This window comes from Quyinboa sediminis, assembly GCF_042219855.1.
Lineage (GTDB): Bacteria > Bacteroidota > Bacteroidia > Bacteroidales > UBA5342 > JBHJHP01.
In genome coordinates, this window is sequence record NZ_JBHJHP010000004.1 from 456673 (window position 1) to 476854 (window position 20182).

At 38.8% G+C, this 20182-nt stretch carries 8 protein-coding genes; all 8 read left to right on the forward strand.

Annotated elements, in window-relative coordinates; all coding sequences use genetic code 11:
• The 8 genes from ACE1EF_RS12345 to ACE1EF_RS12380 all read left to right on the forward strand — a co-directional run bounded on the left by ACE1EF_RS12345 (window position 1) and on the right by ACE1EF_RS12380 (window position 19984).
• Window positions 1–3267, forward strand: coding sequence for a SusC/RagA family TonB-linked outer membrane protein (locus tag ACE1EF_RS12345; RefSeq protein ID WP_375720976.1), 3267 nt, complete (start codon window positions 1–3; stop codon window positions 3265–3267).
• Between the two features lie 12 nt (window positions 3268–3279).
• A complete protein-coding gene (locus tag ACE1EF_RS12350) occupies window positions 3280–4869 on the forward strand; it encodes a RagB/SusD family nutrient uptake outer membrane protein (protein ID WP_375720977.1) in 1590 nt (529 codons plus the stop codon).
• Window positions 4870–4906: 37 nt separating this feature from the next.
• Entirely contained in the window at window positions 4907–6793 is a 1887-nt protein-coding gene (locus ACE1EF_RS12355; RefSeq protein WP_375720978.1) for a fasciclin domain-containing protein, read from the forward strand.
• Window positions 6794–6827: 34 nt separating this feature from the next.
• Window positions 6828–8387 (forward strand): fasciclin domain-containing protein, encoded by a 1560-nt coding sequence (locus ACE1EF_RS12360; protein ID WP_375720979.1) that lies wholly within the window; start codon window positions 6828–6830, stop codon window positions 8385–8387.
• A gap of 21 nt (window positions 8388–8408) precedes the next feature.
• Window positions 8409–11618 carry a SusC/RagA family TonB-linked outer membrane protein gene (locus ACE1EF_RS12365; RefSeq protein WP_375720980.1) on the forward strand — a complete coding sequence of 1070 codons (3210 nt, stop codon included), beginning with the start codon at window positions 8409–8411 and terminating at the stop codon, window positions 11616–11618.
• Window positions 11619–11655: 37 nt separating this feature from the next.
• Complete coding sequence (locus ACE1EF_RS12370; RefSeq protein WP_375720981.1) at window positions 11656–13326, forward strand: RagB/SusD family nutrient uptake outer membrane protein; 1671 nt, start codon at window positions 11656–11658, stop codon at window positions 13324–13326.
• A 343-nt stretch (window positions 13327–13669) separates the two neighbouring features.
• Window positions 13670–16759, forward strand: coding sequence for a LamG-like jellyroll fold domain-containing protein (locus ACE1EF_RS12375; RefSeq protein ID WP_375720982.1), 3090 nt, complete (start codon window positions 13670–13672; stop codon window positions 16757–16759).
• 159 nt (window positions 16760–16918) lie between these two features.
• On the forward strand, window positions 16919–19984 hold the full coding sequence (locus ACE1EF_RS12380; protein ID WP_375720983.1) for a LamG-like jellyroll fold domain-containing protein: 3066 nt from the start codon (window positions 16919–16921) through the stop codon (window positions 19982–19984).
• Window positions 19985–20182 lie beyond the last annotated feature (198 nt).

The following is a 20182-nucleotide window of genomic DNA, read 5'->3' on the forward strand; positions in this document are numbered from 1 at the left end:
ATGAAATCTAAATTAGAAATACTAGTATTAGCTTTATTCCTTCTGTTGCCGTTTTTTTCATTTGGACAATCAACAGGTGATGTTATAATTCAGGGAACTGTAACATCTAAAGCTGATGGAGAGACCTTAATTGCCGTTGCAGTAACAGAGGTTGACGAAAACAACAGGATCGTCAATTCAGCTATTACAGATTTCAATGGTCATTATGTTATTAAAGTTAAAGATACCTCCAATAAACTGAACTTTCGTTTCATAGGTTTCAAGGATCAGTCGTTTGAGATTGGCAGCAACAGGGAGATCAATGTTGAGATGGTTGAGGATGTTCAGGTCCTTGGTGAGTTTGTAGCAGAAGGTGAACGTACACACAGTGAAGGGAACTTTAAAATACCCGAAAGGGAAATATCAACAGCCGTTCAAACCATTGACACCAAGAAGTTTGAAGGTGTCCAGGTAACAACAATTGATGATGCATTACAGGGACGTATCGCAGGTTTGGATATCGTGGCTAATTCAGGCGACCCGGGGGCAGGATCATCCATGCGTATCAGGGGTACATCGTCCATTAATGCCAACACAGAGCCTTTAATCGTTTTGAATGGTATACCATACGAGGTCAATATTGACCCGAACTTTGACTTCGCAAATGCGAATACAGAACAGTATGCTAATATGTTGAGTATTAACCCTGATGATATTCAGGAGATTACAGTTCTTAAGGATGCCGCTTCTACAGCAGTATGGGGTTCTAAAGGTGCAAATGGTGTGCTTTTGATCACAACTAAAAAGGGCGTATCTGGTCCGACACGTATTCAGTATACACTCAGAACAACAGCAGCACGTCAGCCTAAAGGAATTAAAATGTTAACTGGTGACGACTATACCATGTTAATGAAACAGGCTTATTTTAATCCTTATCAGAATGAAGCTGCATCTGATGTGGATGAATTTAATTATGATCCGACATTTTCAGAATATGAAAATTTCAATAATAACACGGACTGGATTGACGAGGTCAGACAAACAGGCTTTACTCAGGACCACTATTTAACTGTATCAGGTGGAGGTGAAAGAGCACTCTATAGGGTATCAGGCGGTTTTTATAAGCAACGTGGTACAATTATCGGACAGGTATTGAACAGAGTTTCATCCCGTGCTTACCTGGATTATATGGTGTCAGACAGGTTAAGGTTCATTTCTGAATTTTCCTTTACCTATTCCGACAACCAGAGAAATTATGATAATTTATTAGGTATTGCCTACAGAAAGATGCCTAACGTTAGTGTTTATAAGCAGGATATATTTGGAAACAACACTGATGAGTTCTATAATATCAGAAGAGATTCGCGCTTAAATGGTGCACAACGGGATCTTTATAATCCTGTTGCATTAGCGCACCTTGCAACGAATAATTTAAAGACTTACAGGATTTTACCAACCTTCCGTTTAAATTATGATATACTGGATCCCGATGTTCAGTATCTGCGCTACAGCGTTTATGTTTCATTTGATATTAACAACAACAAAACAACAAGTTTCCTTCCAGCTGAAGCAACCAACGCTTATTGGGATAATTCCAATGTAAACCGTTCTGTAAGCGGGGACTCTGAAAGTATGACTGTTCAGACTGACAATAACATTACATGGCAGCCTAAATTTTCAAATCCTGAACATACACTTACATTATATGGTTCGTTTCAGTTGAGAACGGGTAATTCACAAAGCCAGGGGAATTCAATTTTTGGTGTACCATTTTACAGTGATGCATCTGTAGATGCTTACCTGGATGGAATTAATACAAGCCGTTTTGCCTGGCGTTCAATGGGTATGCTTGCAAGGATGCATTATGCATACAAGGGAAGATACATCATGGGTGCGAGTATCAGAAGGGATGGTAGCACAAAATTCGGTAATGACCGTAAATTCGGTAATTTCCCGGGTATTTCATTTAAGTGGATTATTTCGGATGAACCCTTCATGAGATCTACCCAGAACTGGTTGAGTATGCTGGCTATCCGTCCCAGCTGGGGTGTTACCGGTAACCCGCCGGATGAAGAATATCTGCATTTCAGCCGTTACGGAAACTATGGTAGTTATGCCGGAATCCCGGCCACCCGTCCTACATCCCTGCAGCTCTCGGATCTGAGGTGGGAAAAAACATCCTCGTTTAACTATGGTGCCGATCTTGGATTCTTTAATGATAAGTATATAATGGATTTCAACTTCTATCAGAAAAGAACCGATGACCAGTTATTTAAGAATCTGTCGATCCCTTCTACATCAGGAGCAGGTAGTTATTCGTATCAGAATGTTGGTACAATGGATAATAACGGATGGGAGTTTAACTTTAATGCCAACAGGGTTATTAAAAAGGGTGATTTCAGCGCTGACTTTAATTTTAACCTTGCTAATAATGTGAATAAAATTGTTCACCTTATACCTGCCGTATTAAACACCTTTAATGGTGAATATGACTATACGAACGGAACATATCTGACCCGTATACAGGAAGGGAACTCTTTTGGATCTATTTACGGGTTTAAATATAAAGGTGTATATCAGTACAGTGATTATGTGCCTGGAGCTCAGGAAAATGCTCCTGTTGCAAGAGATGAGCAGAAAAACGTTATCGTAGATGAAAACGGGGATCCCTTACCCATGGTATTCGCTTACGGAAAATCATCTGAATATGAATTTCAGGGTGGTGATGCCATTTATGAGGACATAAACCATGATGGTAGTATTGATGAACTGGATATTGTTTATCTTGGAAATTCAAACCCTAAAGTAAATGGTGGTTTTGGTTCATTGATCAGGTATAAGAATCTGTCCTGCAATATGTTCTTTAACTTCAGATATGGAAACAAAATTGTAAATGCGGCCAGGATGAATGCTGAAAACATGTATGGAAACGACAATCAGAGCATTGCTGTGAACTGGCGCTGGAGAAAAGACGGTGATATTACCAACATGCCCCGCGCACTTTACCAGTATGGATTTAACTGGCTGGGAAGTGACCGTTATGTTGAAGATGGTTCATTTCTCAGGTTCAAGTATTTGACATTTAATTATGCGGTACCATCAAAAGCATTGAAGAAGTATAATTTGAAACAGTTAAACTTTTATCTGACCTTTAACAATGTATTGGTATTTACAAAATATTCAGGAGTGGATCCGGAAGTTGGTTACGGTGGATTTAACGTGAGTACGGATAATTCAAGAACTCCGCGTTCGAAGGATGTGACACTGGGTATTACAATTTCACTTTAAAAGTTCATTAAGATGTTGAAAAGTAAAATTATAACAATTGTATTTAGTGGTCTGGTATTATTCTCATTTTCAGGCTGTAGAGACTGGCTTGATGTAAGACCTGAAAGTGAAACAATTCTTGAAGAATACTGGAAAACCGAGTCTCAGGCCGAGGCTGTTCTGATGTCATGTTACAGGTATTTTACTGAACCTTCAAATATGGAAAAAATGATTGTTTGGGGGGAGGTGAGATCAGATAATTTAACGCAGGGAAACGGAACATCCGGACCTCTCAGTAAGGTCATTGAGGTGGATATAACATCATCTAATCAATTCTGTCAGTGGGGAAGCATGTACACGGTTATTAATTACTGCAATACATTTATGCATTTTGCGCCCCAGGTTCTGGATTATGATCAGACCTTTACCGAAGGTAAATTAAAAACGATGGAAGCAGAGGTACTCACGCTTAGATCACTGGCTTATTTCTATCTGGTCAGGGCTTTCAGAGATATTCCATGGATTACCGAGCCCAGTATTGATGATACACAAAACTATAACGTTTATCAAACCACAGAAAGAGCAGTTCTGGACAGTATTATATCAGATCTTTTATATGCAGAGAAATTTGCGCCGGAAAATTATGATACAGAGGAAATGTCTAAGGTGAGAATTACAAAAAATGCTGTAAAGGCACTTTTAGCTGACGTTTATTTATGGGATGAACAGTATGACAAGGTAGTACAGAAATGTGATGAAATTCTTCAGGATCCTACACTGGAATTTGTGGATGCCGAAGATTTTCTGTACAACGTATTTTATGTGGGCACATCGAAGGAATCCATATTTGAGTTTAGTTTTGATGACGATGAAATATCAAATGACATCGTAAGGTCTTATTACGGTTTCCTTGGTGTTAATTACGGACAGCTTTCCATGCCTTTGTTTCTGACAGATGTAAACGGAGAGCATAGTATTTTCCATCATAAAGTATCCAGTTCACTGATAGAAAGTGATGAAGATGAAGATATAAGATATAAGGACTTTATCAATCAGAATCAGGCTGTTAACGGTTATAATTACATCTTTAAATATGCCGGTTTACAGCGTAGTGAGACAAATGAAGGTAACAGCAGCTATACATACGCTTCCAAATCGCCTAACTGGATTGTATACCGTTTAGCGGATATTACCCTTATGAAAGCTGAAGCACTTGTTCAACTAAACAGAGGTGAGGCTGACCTGCAGGGTGCAATGGATATGGTTAATGAAACATACCTTAGAGCAAACCCGGAGTTGAGTGGCGATTCTTTACAACTGGCTGATTATAATTCACAGGACGAAATGGAAAAGCTTGTACTCAGGGAGCGCCAGCGTGAACTGATGTTCGAGGGCAAAAGATGGTATGATTTAATGCGTCTGGCAAGACGCGATGGGGACCCTGTTCGCCTGTTAAATTATGTGGTTTATAAATTTACCGGTGACCAGGCTTTACAGTACAGTAAAATGTCTGTAATGGATGCACTTTATTTTCCGATCTCGCAAAGCGAAATCAATGCGAATCCTAATTTACAGCAGAATCCGTTCTATGAAATAACGGGGAGTAGCTCAACAACTGAATAGGATATAATACCAGGGAGCAAATCTAAAAAGTTAGATCATGAAGAGATTAAGAATAAGTTTTATCACCTGTATGATGCTGCTAGCTGTTCTTTTTACAGCTGGGTTGTCATCATGCAACAGCGATAAAATTTCACAGGAAAGTTATTATACATTCACAGGGGATATGCTTGGTGAATACCTGGCTAAAAACCCGGATGAATATTCAGAGTTCTCAAAACTTCTGGATACAACCAAGGTTATGGGCTTATTGGATGCTTACGGAGAATATACATGCTTTGCCCCTTCAAATGAAGCCATGTTCAATTTCTACCATTCACTGGGAAGGAATTCTATTGAGGAATTTCCTTACGACTCCATTGTAAAAATTGTTTATGATCATATTATAAACGGATATGTAGTAACAACTGATGATTTTGTTGAAGGACGATTAAGTCAGAAATCCATGAGTGACAGATATTTCTCTGTCTCCTATGGCAGCTTTTCGTCCGGCGACTTAACCATCAGGGTTAATACATCATCTCCAATTCTGGAACCAAATATTGAAGTACATAACGGTGTAATTCATAAGATAGGAGAGGTGTTAAGACCATCAGAAAAATTAATTATAGAAGCCATTGCAGATGATCCGAAGTTTACAATGTTCTATAACGCGTTGATTAATACCAAACTGTTCGAGAAATTGATGTTGGTTGAAGATGAAACTTATAATCCGAGTCTTGGAGAATACAAGTTTCAGCAGAATAATGGTAATGATGAAATTTTTCCACCGCACAGAAAGTATGGTTATACAGCCTTAATGGAGTCTGATTCAACATTTATTGCGAATGGATTGACCAGTCTTGATGCCATAAAGGCTTATGCAAAAGAGGTCTACGATAAAGTTTATCCTGAAGATGCAGGTATAACAGATATTACCAATCCAAAAAACAGCTTTAACAGGTTTATCGCATATCACCTGATCAATAAAAACCTGTCAAAAAAGAAATTTGTTGAAGATTACTTCAATACAGGTCATCAGATTAAAAGTTATGATATGTACGAATACATCGAGATGATGGCTCCTCATACATTACTCGAAGCAAGGACCAATGTAAGTACCAATGAGTACACTTTGCTTAACACTCTGAATGATGACCCGGCAACAGCTGTCAGAATTGTGGAAACCAACTATGATAATGATGCACTGAATGGTGTATATCATGAAATTGACAAAATTCTGACGTATAATTTCGATGTGGCATCCATGCTTTCCAGTAAACGATTGAGAATGGATGTGGCCTCCTTTTTCCCTGAAATTGCTAATAACAATATGCGTGCACCGGGTAAAATTATACCCTTTATAATACCTTATAATTATTTTGACCGTCTTGAATTCTCAGAAGGAACAATCCTGAGTTATCTTAATGCAGACGGACGTTACGAGGATTATCAGGGTGATGAGCTCTTCTCAAGGGAGTGTTTATACGATTTTACAATAACCACACCTTCTGTTCCTGCCGGCACATATGAAGTGAGATTCAGCTGGCAGCCTACTGCATGGAGGGGAGCAGCACAACTGTATTTTGACGGTATTCCCTGTGGTATTCCATTGGATCTGAGTCTGGATGCCAATGACCCTGCAATCGGTCATGAAGTTCCCGGATCGGTACCCAGTGATCCTTACGGATATGAGAATGATAAATTAATGCGCAACAGAGGATACATGAAAGGAGCTGCCAGTTACAGTGCTGTTGATCATGTATGGTATCCGGCAGCAAACGCAAGAGCTAGTGTAAAAAGTGCAAGAAAGATATTAGGCATCTATACATTTCCGGAACCTTCTGAGCATACATTCCATGTTAAGGCAGCCCGTGCGGGGCAGTTTATGATGGACTTTCTGGAATTTGTTCCTGTAGAAGTGCTTGAATACGAAGGGATTGATTAACCGGTAAATTGTTAAGAAGATAAAAGTTTTAAATATGAAAAAGTTTAATTGTAAATGGTTTTATCTGTTAATGTTTCTACCGCTGCTGTTTTCATGTAACGAGTCAGATACATGGATTAATCATTATGAACAAACAGCACAGGAAAGAACAGATCTGAGATTAGCAGATTTTATTAACAGTCAGGAAGATCTGAGCAAGTTCTATCAAATGTTACAGATATCCGGTTATGATACCTTACTGAATGCATCCCAGTCCTTTACTGTTTGGGCACCCCTGAATTCTGTTCTGGAAGGTATTGATATGGGTAACAAGGATAAAGTGACAGAGATAGTCCGAAATCATATTGCCCGTTTCGCAATCAGTTCTTCAGGTATTGAGAGCAAACGCGTTTTTATGATCGATGCTAAGTTCATAAACTTTTCTAAATCTACAGGAGGTTTAACTTTTGGCAATGAAACTGTTATACGGGCTGATATTCTGGCGAATAACGGTATTATTCACATTATAGACGGATATGTACCTTACATCAATAACATCTGGGAACATATCACTTCTGCTGATGGGCTGGATTCGTTAAGCAACTATATGAAATCAAAAACAAAGCTGGTATTTGATCCGATTTCCAGTACTGTGATTACTTATAACGATGACGGATCACCTATTTATGACTCGGCATTTATTAACAGCAATGAAGTACTTAACGTCATTGGTGAGCTTGACAATGAAGATAGTTTATATACTGTATTACTACCGGACAATCAGGCATGGAATTCTTCATATAATTACATGGAGGGCTTTTACAAGGTTCTTCCTGATGAGGGTGGAGTAGCTCAGCAGAAAAAGTATATCAGAAACAATATTGTTCAGAATATGGTATTCAGGGAAAAAGTTATCGTTCCTTCTGAATATGATTCATTAATTACAACGACAGGAAATGTATTTCATGATCCAGCTGCAATTTTTGAAGGTGCTTCCTTTACAGAGTTAAGCAATGGGTGGGCCTATATTACAGATTCATTAAAGTACAAGCCTACTGAAACTTTCCTTAAGGAAATAAGGGTTGAAGCTGAAAATCCGGATACCCGTACCTTATACCAGTCTACTGTTTCCCAAAGATCAAGTGCTGGAACAGGCTTTGATTTATCCGGAGATAAATACATTCTTGTTAATCCTTCTACAGCAAGGAATATTACCGGTGTAATATTTAAAATACCCAATACATTATCTGCAAAATATAAGATATATGTGGTTTTTGCACCTTTGGCTGTAACAGGTAGTGCAGATACAACTGTGAGTAATCTGGCTTATGCATTGTATTATAATGATATAAATAAAGCAGGAACAAAGGGCGAACAGAAATTCATTAATATTGCTGATCCTGATTTCGTCACCGATCCTCATGGTGTAACTAAGATGTATGTTACCGATTTCGAGTTTCCATATTCGAATATCATTGACCTGGAAGACAAGGAAACAGTTGAAAATAATACTACCGTTACCTTATGGGTCGTAAATATGAATACAAAGGAAACGACAAAACTTACACGAAGAATGTGTATAGACTGTATAATCTTAGAGCCTGTTCTAGAATAGGTAACAAACATTTGAATGAGAATGAAAAACTTAAAGCATATATTCAGAATGAGAAGTAAATCCAGACTAATTAAATATTTCTCTGCACTCATTTTTGTGTCGGCATGTTTTGCAACTGAAATTGCTACGGCCCAAAAGTCAGATAATAAGGATGCAGCTTTTGTAGTAACCGGGGTTGTCAGGGATGCACATTCCAAAGAACCTTTGGCAGCAGCACAGATACAGTCAATGAACTATCCTGCATCAGCAACTTCTGATGCAGAAGGTAAGTTTACCATAAACCTGCCTGATGGTAATGATGTACTGCGGGTTACTGCATTCGATTACGACGTCAGAGAGTTCCCGTTAAGAGGGAAAAATGATGTCATCATTAATTTGTATCCGGAGTCATTTACTGATCAGTATAAAACGATAGAGACCCAAACCGGTATGGTTAAGAACTCTTATCTGGTAAATTCTGCTCAAAGTATAGATAATGTCTCGGATAACTTTGCACTGACCGCTGATGACCTTATTCAGACAAAACTGGGTGGTAATGTCCGGTCAATAAGCCGTTCAGGTACAGCAGCTGTGGGATCATCAATATTTATCAGAGGTTTGAATTCAGTAACAGCTAATGCACAACCATTATATGTTATTGATGGCGTGATATGGAACAACATGAATGATGTTAACTCTATTCATCAGGGGTTCTTTTCAAATCCGTTGGCAAATATTAATGTAATTGATATTGAAAGCATTACTGTGCTTAAAGATGGTGCTTCGATATATGGCAGTAAAGCGGCAAATGGTGTTATTCTCATTAATACAAAGAGGGGAAAAGGCGTTGTAACAAAAATTAATGCCAATGCAACTTACGGTGTAACTTCTGAACCCGGTTCAATACCGACGATGAATGCAGATGATCACCGTATTTACATCAGCGAAATGTTGGGTACCGATCCTAGTGTTAGTCCTAAAAACGTCGGTAGCCTTGAATTTCTTGATGATGATCCTACCACAACGTATTATAAAAAGTACCACAATTCTACAAACTGGAATGATCAGATTTATCAGTTGGGAAGAACTCAAAGTTACAGTATTGATGTAAACGGTGGTGATGACAGGGCATTGTATTATTTTTCACTGGGTTACACCAACAATAAGGGAATTATAAAAACTACGGATCTTGAACGTCTGAGTACCAGATTTAATGCCGATTTTAAAATGTCGGAACTGTTCTCTCTGGGATTGAATGTTGGTTACTCCAACATTGACAGAAGATTACTGGATGATGGTGTTAATTTCAGAACATCTCCAACGTATCTGGCAAAAATAAAATCTCCGTTTTTAAGTCCTTTTGTCTATACCAACAGCGGTCTGATAACAAAGGATTATGAAGATGCAGATGTCTTTAATGTCGGTAATCCTTCTGCGATTATTGACAGGGCTTTGAATACGTCAAAACATTACAGGTTCAATATCGGGGCAATTCCAACATTTAACTTTACAAAAAATCTGTCGTTGAGTTCTCAGTTCGACTACAGTCTTGATAAAACAAAAGAGTCGCATTTTACTCCTATGTTAGGGATGGGTACATTTGTGTATAATGCCAGCCTGACCAACACCGGTATTATTAAAAACCGTGTGGCAAACCAGCAGATGAGGAATATTGCGGTTTATGATGATACGCAGCTGAAGTATATTTATACTAAGGATAACCATACAATCAACACGGTGTTGGGCTGGAGATATCTGGATAACTTCTTCGAATCTGATGAGGTTCTTGGTTACAATACAGGAACTGATGATACCAGAAACTTTACAGGGAATCTTGATTTTCAGTCTGTAACAGGTATTAATAATCATTTACGATCCATATCTAATTATCTGAATGTCGCTTATAACAACCAGAATAAATATTTCCTGAATTTGTCTGCTGCTCTTGACGGTTCTTCACGTTTTGGTTCAGAAACAGAGGGTGGTATTCAGTTATTCGGTCATAGCTGGGGCTTTTTCCCGTCACTTTCCGGTGCCTGGCTTATTTCTTCAGAGAATTTCATGAAGAATGTAAATGCCATTAATTTCTTGAAATTAAGAGCCGGATATGGTTATACCGGGAATGATGATATAAAAGATTATGTCAATCTGGCGTATTTTATGTCTGAGCGTTTTATTCAGAGAACTTCAGGGGTCTATCTTGCTAACCTGGCAAATAATCAGATACAGTGGGAAACAACAGCCCGTCTGAATGGTGGACTGGATATGAGTCTTTTTAATGAGAGAATTTCTTTGTCTGTCGACGCATTTTCAAGTCATACCAGTAACTTGCTGACATATCAGATTTCTCCTGAGGTTGCAGGTTTTGCTCGTTTCCTTACCAATGCCGGAGAATTAACCAATACGGGTTACGAAGTGAATGCCAATATTAAAATGTTAAATCTGAAGGCTTTCAGATGGGAGCTCGGTTTAAGTGTGGGCCATTATAAAAACGAAATCACTGCATTACCCGATGGTGAATTCGTTACTCCGATATATGACGCATACATTCAAACCAAAGTGGGACAGGCAGCCGGTGTCTTCTATGGATATAAAACAAACGGTGTATTTGCCACGCAGGCCGAAGCGGATGCTTCCGGGCTGAAAATTCGGGAAGAGAACGGTACTTTAACCTATTTTGGTGCAGGTGACATGAGGTTCATTGATAAAAGTGGCGATGGTATCATCAGTAGTGAGGATATGCAGGTTATCGGTGATCCAAATCCGGATTTCTATGGTTCATTTACCAGCAGGTTTGCAGTTAAAAATGTTACGTTGGAAGCATTATTTACGTATTCATATGGCAATGATGTTTATAATTATCTGAGACATAAGATGGAAAGCGGAAATGATTATTACAATCAAACCACGATTATGTTGACCAGGTGGACAACTGAGGGGCAGATTACAGATCAGCCAAGAGCTGTATTTAATGATCCTATGGGAAATGCACGGTTTTCTGACAGATGGATTGAGGATGGATCGTACCTGAAATTAAAATCACTTAAGTTATCATATGATGTACCTCTTAAAGGTGGTTTTATTGAAGGGCTGAATATCTGGGTATCTGCAGATAACTTATGGACACTTACAAATTATCTGGGTCTGGATCCTGAATTTTCTCCGCAAAATTCAGTTTTATCCCAGGGAATTGATGCCGGTTTAATCCCGTTAACAAAGAGTTATTTTGTCGGTTTAAGATTGAACCTGTAATAATATAATCATCCGTTAAAGAAATAAATTAAAGAATATGAAGCGCATAAATCAACTGATAGTATCATTATTTGCAGTTTCTCTGTTATTGATGAGTTGCGACTCGCTGTTAAATGTAGACTCTGATCGTTTTGTTACAGATGAAAATTACAGGGTAAATTCACCTTCAGATTCACTGTATTCTATGATTGGTGTTTTAACACAGTTGCAAAAACTTTCTGACAGCTATGTTTTATTGGGGGAACTTCGCGGTGACTTGCTTGATGTGACAGAAAATGCAGATGTTAGTCTGAAAGAATTGAATAATTTCGATATTACCTCCGATAATCCATACGTTAACGTGGCAGATTATTACAGTATTATCAATAATTGCAACTACATCATCAGGTATATTGATACAACGTACGAAAGTGAAGGCGAGAAAATTCTGGTCAGTCAGTTTGTTCAGGCTAAAACAATCAGAGCATGGACCTATCTGCAGCTTGTTTTGAATTTCGGATCAGCATTATATTATGAGGACCCGATTTTGTCCATTGATGAAGCCAAGGCTGATTATCCTGAATATGATTTGTATCAACTGGCCGATGTTTTAATTAAGGACCTTTCACCTTGGAAGAATGTTACAAAACCCAGACTGGGATCTGTAATGGATTACAACCTTGGATATTCATTTTTCCCTGTTCGGATGGTACTTGGGGATTTGTATCTGTGGACCGGCGACTATCTGAATGCTGCAACCGAATATCATGATCTGTTGTACAATAACAGTTATACCGTAAGTGAAAATTATCAATCTTACTGGATTGTAGAAAACGATGTATTGAATGAAAATCGGATATATGTTAACTGGAGGATGCTTTTTCAATCCAGTACAACCTCTGAGCGAATTACCGATATCGCTACTTCATCACGTTATGGTCATGCTTCAGAACTGGATAATATGTCTTCTGATATATCCAACCAGATGATAGTTCCATCGCAGGTAGCTTTAAACAACTGGAACAAGGACCTGTTTTTCAAGGATGATTTCGACATTGATCATGACCTGCGAGGTAAGTTCGGATCAATCAGTACTATGCAGGTCATTGATAATGAGGGCAATATAGATGCTTATGATCGAATAATCAAGTACAGTCCGGTATTAGGTGAAACTGACGAAAATGTATATGAAACCAGGATTTATCGCAATGCACTGGTTTATCTGCGTTATGCCGAAGCTGTGAATCAGCTCTACAAACCCAATGTGGCATTCGCCGTGCTGAAGAATGGATTAAACAACAGAACGTTGACCAATCCTGATCTTATTCCTGCCAGTGAAATTGGTGAAGCCTTGCCTGCTTATATGGACTTTAGAGATATACGGTTTAATAGTAACATTGGTACCGTAATGAGAGGTCAGGGAGTAAGAAAAGAAGTAAATGGTGTGTGGGTTGATGCCCGTGATCCGCTGACAGATTCCACCTTTGTAATCCCGGCGCTGCCAACACTGGATGATTCAGTAAGCTATGTTGATGATCTTCTTATAAAAGAACTGGCGCTGGAAACTGCATTCGAAGGTAACCGTTTTCAGGATCTGATGCGTTTTGCCTTGCGAAGAAGTGATCCTGATTTTCTTGCAGACCGGGTGGCTGAAAAACATACTACAAATAAAGAAGCCATTCGAACTTTACTCCGGAATACTGATAACTGGTACCTGCCAAAAAAATAAATAAAAAAGGGAATCACATGATTCCCTTTTTTTTGCTCCTTACACCTTCTGTTCTGACCACATTTTATTCTGTCGCCTTAGGTTATCATGTAATCAGAAAGCTAACTCAATACCGCTTATGTTATATAACAATAAGAATTAGTGTAAAATTGACAATTAAAATTTGGTGAAATCTGTGATTTGAATTATCTTTAAAAATTATAATATACGTGAAAAACTATTTAATACATGAGTAATTGAAAACTTCAGTCTGATTGTCATTACAAATGTATATATGAAACTTATCAAGCATTTAAGTGAATTTATTTAGTACCTAATGTTAATTGATTTAAACAATTTTGTTATGAAAAAAAATCTTTATGCAACAAGACGTTGGCTGAACAGAATGTTGGTTCTGTCAGTGAGTTTTTTAATGGGGACGGTGCTGTTTGCACAGGATATAACTGATGGTCTCCAGTATCAGTTTAGATTCGATAATGAAGAAGGAGGCGTTACTTCTGATGCTATCAAAAATGCCGGTGGTATTTTACAAAATAGTGCGACACTAGGTGTTGTGGATGGTTTAAATGCACTGGAATTGATAGGTGGAGCACATGATGTTGGTCCGTACATGGAATTTGAATCCGGAATTATTGAAAATTTCCAGACCTATCCGAATTTTACGGTTTCTATGTGGGTGAAAATTAATACCCTTGTTACCTGGTCCAGATTGTTTGACTTTGGAACCGGAACAACAGTAAATATGTTCCTTACACCCCGTAACTCAGTGACCGGGACTGCCCGTTTTGCAATAACAGTAGGCGGTGGAGGTGCAGCAGAAGAAGTTATCAATGCGAACCAAGCATTAACCGAGGGCGTATGGACACATATCGCAGTAACTGTTGACGGTGCTGTTGGAACAATTTATATTGATGGATATCAGTCTGGTGATCAAAATACAAGCATGACACTGAATCCTACCAATATGGGAGTTGCATTGACACAATGTTATATTGGTCGCTCTCAGTATACTGCGGATGGTAACCTTGATGCATCTGTTTCTGATTTCAGAATTTATGATCGTGCGTTATCAGCTGCTGAAGTTGAGCAAATCGGTAGTGACCCTGTACTGGCTAGTCTTGCTCAAACCTTTGAATTAACCGATATTCCTGAAAATGCAGGGATTGATGTAAATGCTTTGGATCAGGATATTGTACTGCCTGAAACTTTCGATAACGATGTAACAGCTGAATGGTCTATTGGCGATACAACCTATATCGATTCTACAGGACATTTAAAGGGTGTTTTACCTGAATTGTATCCTGTACCTGTTTCACTTACTGTTACGTTTTATCATACAGTAGGTACAATTACCCGTTCAAAAACGAAAAGTTTTGCCGTGTATATCCAACCAAGCGGCGATCTTGGTCCGGAACTCATTGCACAATGGGATTTTGCAAGAGAGAATATGGGGGATGACGGTGTTAGTATAGATGATATATCAGGAAATGGACTAGTAGGAACACTGCAAAACGATGCATGGATTCGTACAATTGGTGAAACGGATCAGTACGATGTTCTGGATATGGGACAGGGAACCGGCTATTTTGATATGAGTGCGGAACTTGGAGATTATATTTATCACCTTGGTGAGTATACCATCAGTGTGTTCTTCCGTATTGATGATGCATATACCGGTATTGGTGATTATGGTAACTTCTTCTGGTCTTTCTGTAATACAGAAGATATTTATGCCGGCGGAGGTGCCATGTACTTTATTGGCCGTGATATGGAAGCCGATATCATGAGAACAGATTATAGCACACAGCAGAGTACTGGTTCTAAAGGTAATGCTCCTAAAGGTGCATGGCATCATTTAGCCTATGTACAGGAAGGAACTGTAGGAACTGTATATCTGGATGGTGAAATACTTTCCCAGCAGCCTATAACTTACTATCCTTTCAGTACTATAAAGAAAGACAGTGTAAATGGTGTTGCATTAACGGGTACACCTTTTAACTGGCTGGGTCGTTCTCCTTATCCATCGGATGTTTATCTAAGGAATACATCCATGTATGATTTCAGATTATATTCAATCCCTCTTTCTCAGGATGAAATACGACTGAGCAATCCGTTCGGTATTGGTCTTGATGTATTGACAACTGTTGATGACTTAAATGCAGCGTGGAGTGAAAATAACAATGCTGGTTTTCCTGAAGAGTTAACTACAGAAAAAGAGGCCTTATCTTTAGGAGACCTGAGTGCATTAACATCCGATCTTACTTTACCTGCTCAGGGTAGTATCGATAATACTATCGCTATAAGCTGGAGTAGTGCTCCTGGTTTAGTGGGTCCTGACGGTGTGGTTACCAGACCTGATTACCTGGATACCGATGTACGTATTACAGCAACACTGTCTAAAGATGGGTATCGGACTGACACAACATTCACAGCTACTGTATTGGCAAATGATGCAACTAAATACACTTCCGATTTATTGATACATTTTAACTTTGACGATGCCAATGTTGATGGTTCAACAGTTACTGATCTTTCAGAACAACATTTCCAGGGTACATTTATGAATGGAGCAGGAAACAGAATACTGAAAGGAACAGATAACAACTTTGGCGTATTAAATCTGTGGGGTGATTCATCATATTTTGATATGGGTGATGAAGTAGGTAAAGTTATTTACGCTTTGAAAAACCACTTCTCAATCAGTACCTATTTCTTTGTTGATGGTACAAAAACTAATTTTGCCGATAACGGAAACTTCCTGTATGCATTCTCCAACAGCGATTCTTCGTCTGAAAAAAGAAATGGCTATATCTTCGGTCGTGCATCTTACATGACTTATAACATTGCCACGGATTACTGGGGAGGTGACCAGGTTGGAACTGCCGGAGGTGCTTTGTCAACTCAGGGAGAATGGCATCATTATGCATATGTTCAGGATGATACACTGGGTATTATGTATCTGGATGGTGTTGCAATGGATACAAGTACAATTAATAAGTATCCCAACGCCAATGTTCCTAAATCAGGGTTACTTGGTACAAGCTATAACTTCCTGGGCCGTTCGAATTTCTGGAGCGATGTTTATCTTTCCAAAGCAATGATGTACGACTTCCAGTTATACAATAAATCACTGACTGCAGCTGATGTTGCTACAATGGCTGAATTAGTGGATGTGGATAATCCTGATGGTATTGCTATTGCCTACATGTTATCTGTACCGGTTAAAGAAGTTAGTGTTGAAGCTGATCTTCGTGTTGATACATCAACACCGGGTCTGATAAGAATTCTTGATCTGAAAGGTAATGAATCCGTTCATGTGTACAACCTTGTAGGTCGTCAGATGACTGTTAGAAATGCAGAAAGTATTTCTGTTGATCCAGGTATTTACATTGTTAAAGTAAATTCTCAGGTTAAGAAAGTTCTTGTAAAATAAATAGTACAAATACATGAATTAATAAGGCTGTTGAATCTCAACAGCCTTATTTTATATGATACCATGTAATTTTTTACTCGGAATAGACTATATTGATATTATTATTTAAATTTGGTTTTATTTTAGAATTCGGATTAACTATTTTCAAACATTTTATTTATGAAAAAACACTTAATACAAAGGAATCATTCACTGTTTAGAATGTTGTTTCTTGCAGTGGGATTATTAATGGGTACTTTCTTAAGTGCCCAGGATCTGACATCCGGTCTGGATTACCATTTTACATTTGAGTCAGAGGACGCAGGTGTAGTGACAGATGTAGTTGCAGGTGCGGGAGGTACGCTTACAGATGGTGCCGTAATCGGCGTAAAGGACGGTTTAAATGTACTGACCCTTTCCGGTGGGGCTGCCAATACAAATTCACCTTATTTCAGCTTTGAACAGGCTGTTGGTGATAAAATTCACTCTTATACCGATTTTTCCATTTCCTGTTGGGCTTATTTGAACTCCAAAGCAACATGGGCCCGTATTTTTGATTTTGGTTCAAGTACAGATTATTACATGTTCTTCACTGTTTCAAATGGAAGTTCACCAAGGTTTTCTTTTAAAAATGGTGCCGGTACGCAGGAACAGCAGATTAATGCGGCCACTCCGCTTCCTCTTGATACATGGGTTCACCTGGTTGTAACTCTTGAAGGCACTGTAGGAAAAATATACGTAAACGGTGTCGTGGATGGACAGAGTAATGCATTTACATTGAATCCGTCTTTAATCACAGAAGCATTTACACAGAACTACATTGGTAAATCCATGTGGCCCGATCCATTCCTGGATGGAAGTGTGGCCGATTTCAGGGTATATAACAGGGCATTGACTGATGAAGAGGTATTGAGCCTTGCCTGGAGCCGTCTGCCTGAAGAACTTACAACTGCTTATCAGAATCTAACAGTGGAAGGTATTGAAGAAGTCAGCGGTAATCTTACTTTGCCTGTTGCCGATGGAAATGTAACCATCGACTGGGCTTCATCGGATACTTCAATTATTGATAGCCTGGGGAATGTAACACCTCCTGAAAAATATGATATAACTGTTATTCTAACAGCCACCCTTTCTATGGAGCAGGATGGTATTGTGTATACCATGACAAAACGCTTTGATGCCTTCGTTCCTGCAAGTACAGAAGCTGCCGATTTAGTAGCACAGTGGGATTTTGCAGAAGAAGATCTGGATTTTAGCAATCCTGATTCCATTAAAGTGACGGATGTTTCTGATAACGGTTTTGTGGGACGCCTATACAATGATGCAAAAATCAGAACCATTGGTAATACAACACAGTATAATGTACTGGATCTCGGTAATGGAACAGGTTACTTTGATATGGGACTGGATTTCGGAAAAGAGATATATTTACTGGGAGATTATACCATCTCAGCTTATTATCTGGTACAGGAAGAAAATACGGATATAAGTTCAAACGGTAACTTTATCTGGTGTATTTCGAATACAGATGATATAGATGTGGACAGAAATGGGGCTATGATTGAACGCCTTCTGGATCACAGGTTCTCTATCACTCCTACAATTTACGGTGGTGATCAGCAGCAGATTAATCCTGGTGTAAGCCCGGCGAATACCGCTGGATGGAAAGAAAAGTGGCATCATGTACTTTATGTTCAGAATGGTTCAGTTGGAACCATATATATTGACGGAAATGTTGCAGTGACCGGTTCAATAACCAACCTGCCTTCAACATCTTTGAAAAAAGCAGGTAGGGAAGGAACCTGGTTCAACTGGATTGGCCGTTCCTGTTATACGGCTGACGTATATCTGAAAAATACACTGGTGTATGATTTCAGGTTGTACGGTAAGGCATTATCCGAAGGTGAAATACAGTTGTCTTCACCGTTTGGCATCGGCCTTGATGTGTATAATGTTCTGGATGAACTGAACAATGCATATGATGAGAACAAGAATGCCGGTTTCCCGGAAGAATTGAACACAGAAAAAGATGCATTGTCACTGGGTGATTTAAGTGCTGTTACATCTGATATTACCTTGCCTACTGAAGGAAGTTTAGATAACTCCATTACAATAAGATGGTCATCTGCACCAGCTTTGATTTCAGAAGAAGGTGTTGTAACAAGGCCGGATTATCTGGATACTGATGTGCGTTTAACAGCTACCCTGATTAAAGGACGTTTCAGGACAGATACAACTTTTGTAGCCACTGTGTTGGCCAAGGAAGCAACGAAATATACTTCTGATCTGTTAATCCATTATAACTTTGATGATGCTAATATAAGTGGTTCAACCGTAACAGATCTTTCAGAACAGCACTTCCAGGGAACATTTATGAATGGTGCCGGTAACAGAACGCTTAAAGGAGCAGGTACAAGCTTTGGTGTATTAAACCTGGCCGGTGATTCATCCTATTTTGATATGGGTGATGAAGTGGGTAAAGTTATTTATGCTTTGAAAGGACACTTCTCAATAAGCACCTATTTCATGGTAGATGCGGCAAAAACAAACCTGGCAGATAACGGAAACTTCCTTTATGCATTTTCAAACAGCGACTCCTCATCGGAAAAACGCAATGGATATATCTTCGGTCGTGCATCGTATAAAACCTATAACATTGCTGCCGATTACTGGGGAGGTGATCAGATCGGAACAGCAGGAGGTGAATTGTCAACCCAGGGAGAATGGCATCATTATGCTTATACACAGGATGATACTTTGGGTATTGTGTATTTCGACGGTGTGGCGATTGATACAGCTACAATTAAAAAGTGGCCCAATACCGATGTGGCCAAGGCCGGATTACTGGGAACAAACTATAACTTCCTGGGACGTTCAAACTTCTGGAGCGATGCCTATCTTGCAAAAGCAATGATGTATGACTTCCAGCTGTATAATAAAACACTGAGCCCGTCAGATATTGAAACAATGGCTTCCCTGGTAGACATTGATAATCCTGATGGAATAGCCCTGGCCTATATGTTATCAGTGCCGGTTAAAGAAACAAGTGTGGAATCTGACCTGAGAGTTGATACATCAACTCCCGGTTTGATCAGAATTCTTGATCTCAAGGGTAATGAATCAGTGCATGTATATAACCTGGTTGGACGTCAGATGACCGTAAGAAATGCAGAAAGTATTTCTGTTGATCCTGGTATATATATTGTTAAAGTAGATTCTCAGGTCAAAAAAGTTCTAGTAAAATAGATGATGTAATTTAGCTATATGAAAGGCTGTCCGTTTCGGGCAGCCTTTCTTTTTTTTGAAAAATTGTCACTTTCAGGTCAATTCTGTAATATTTAAAAATCCGGTCATTTGTATTTTTCATTTATGATTAGCATCTGTTGAAAAATTAATACTTAAGCGCTCTGTATTCTTTTATTTTTGAGATGTTTTAATTCTCCG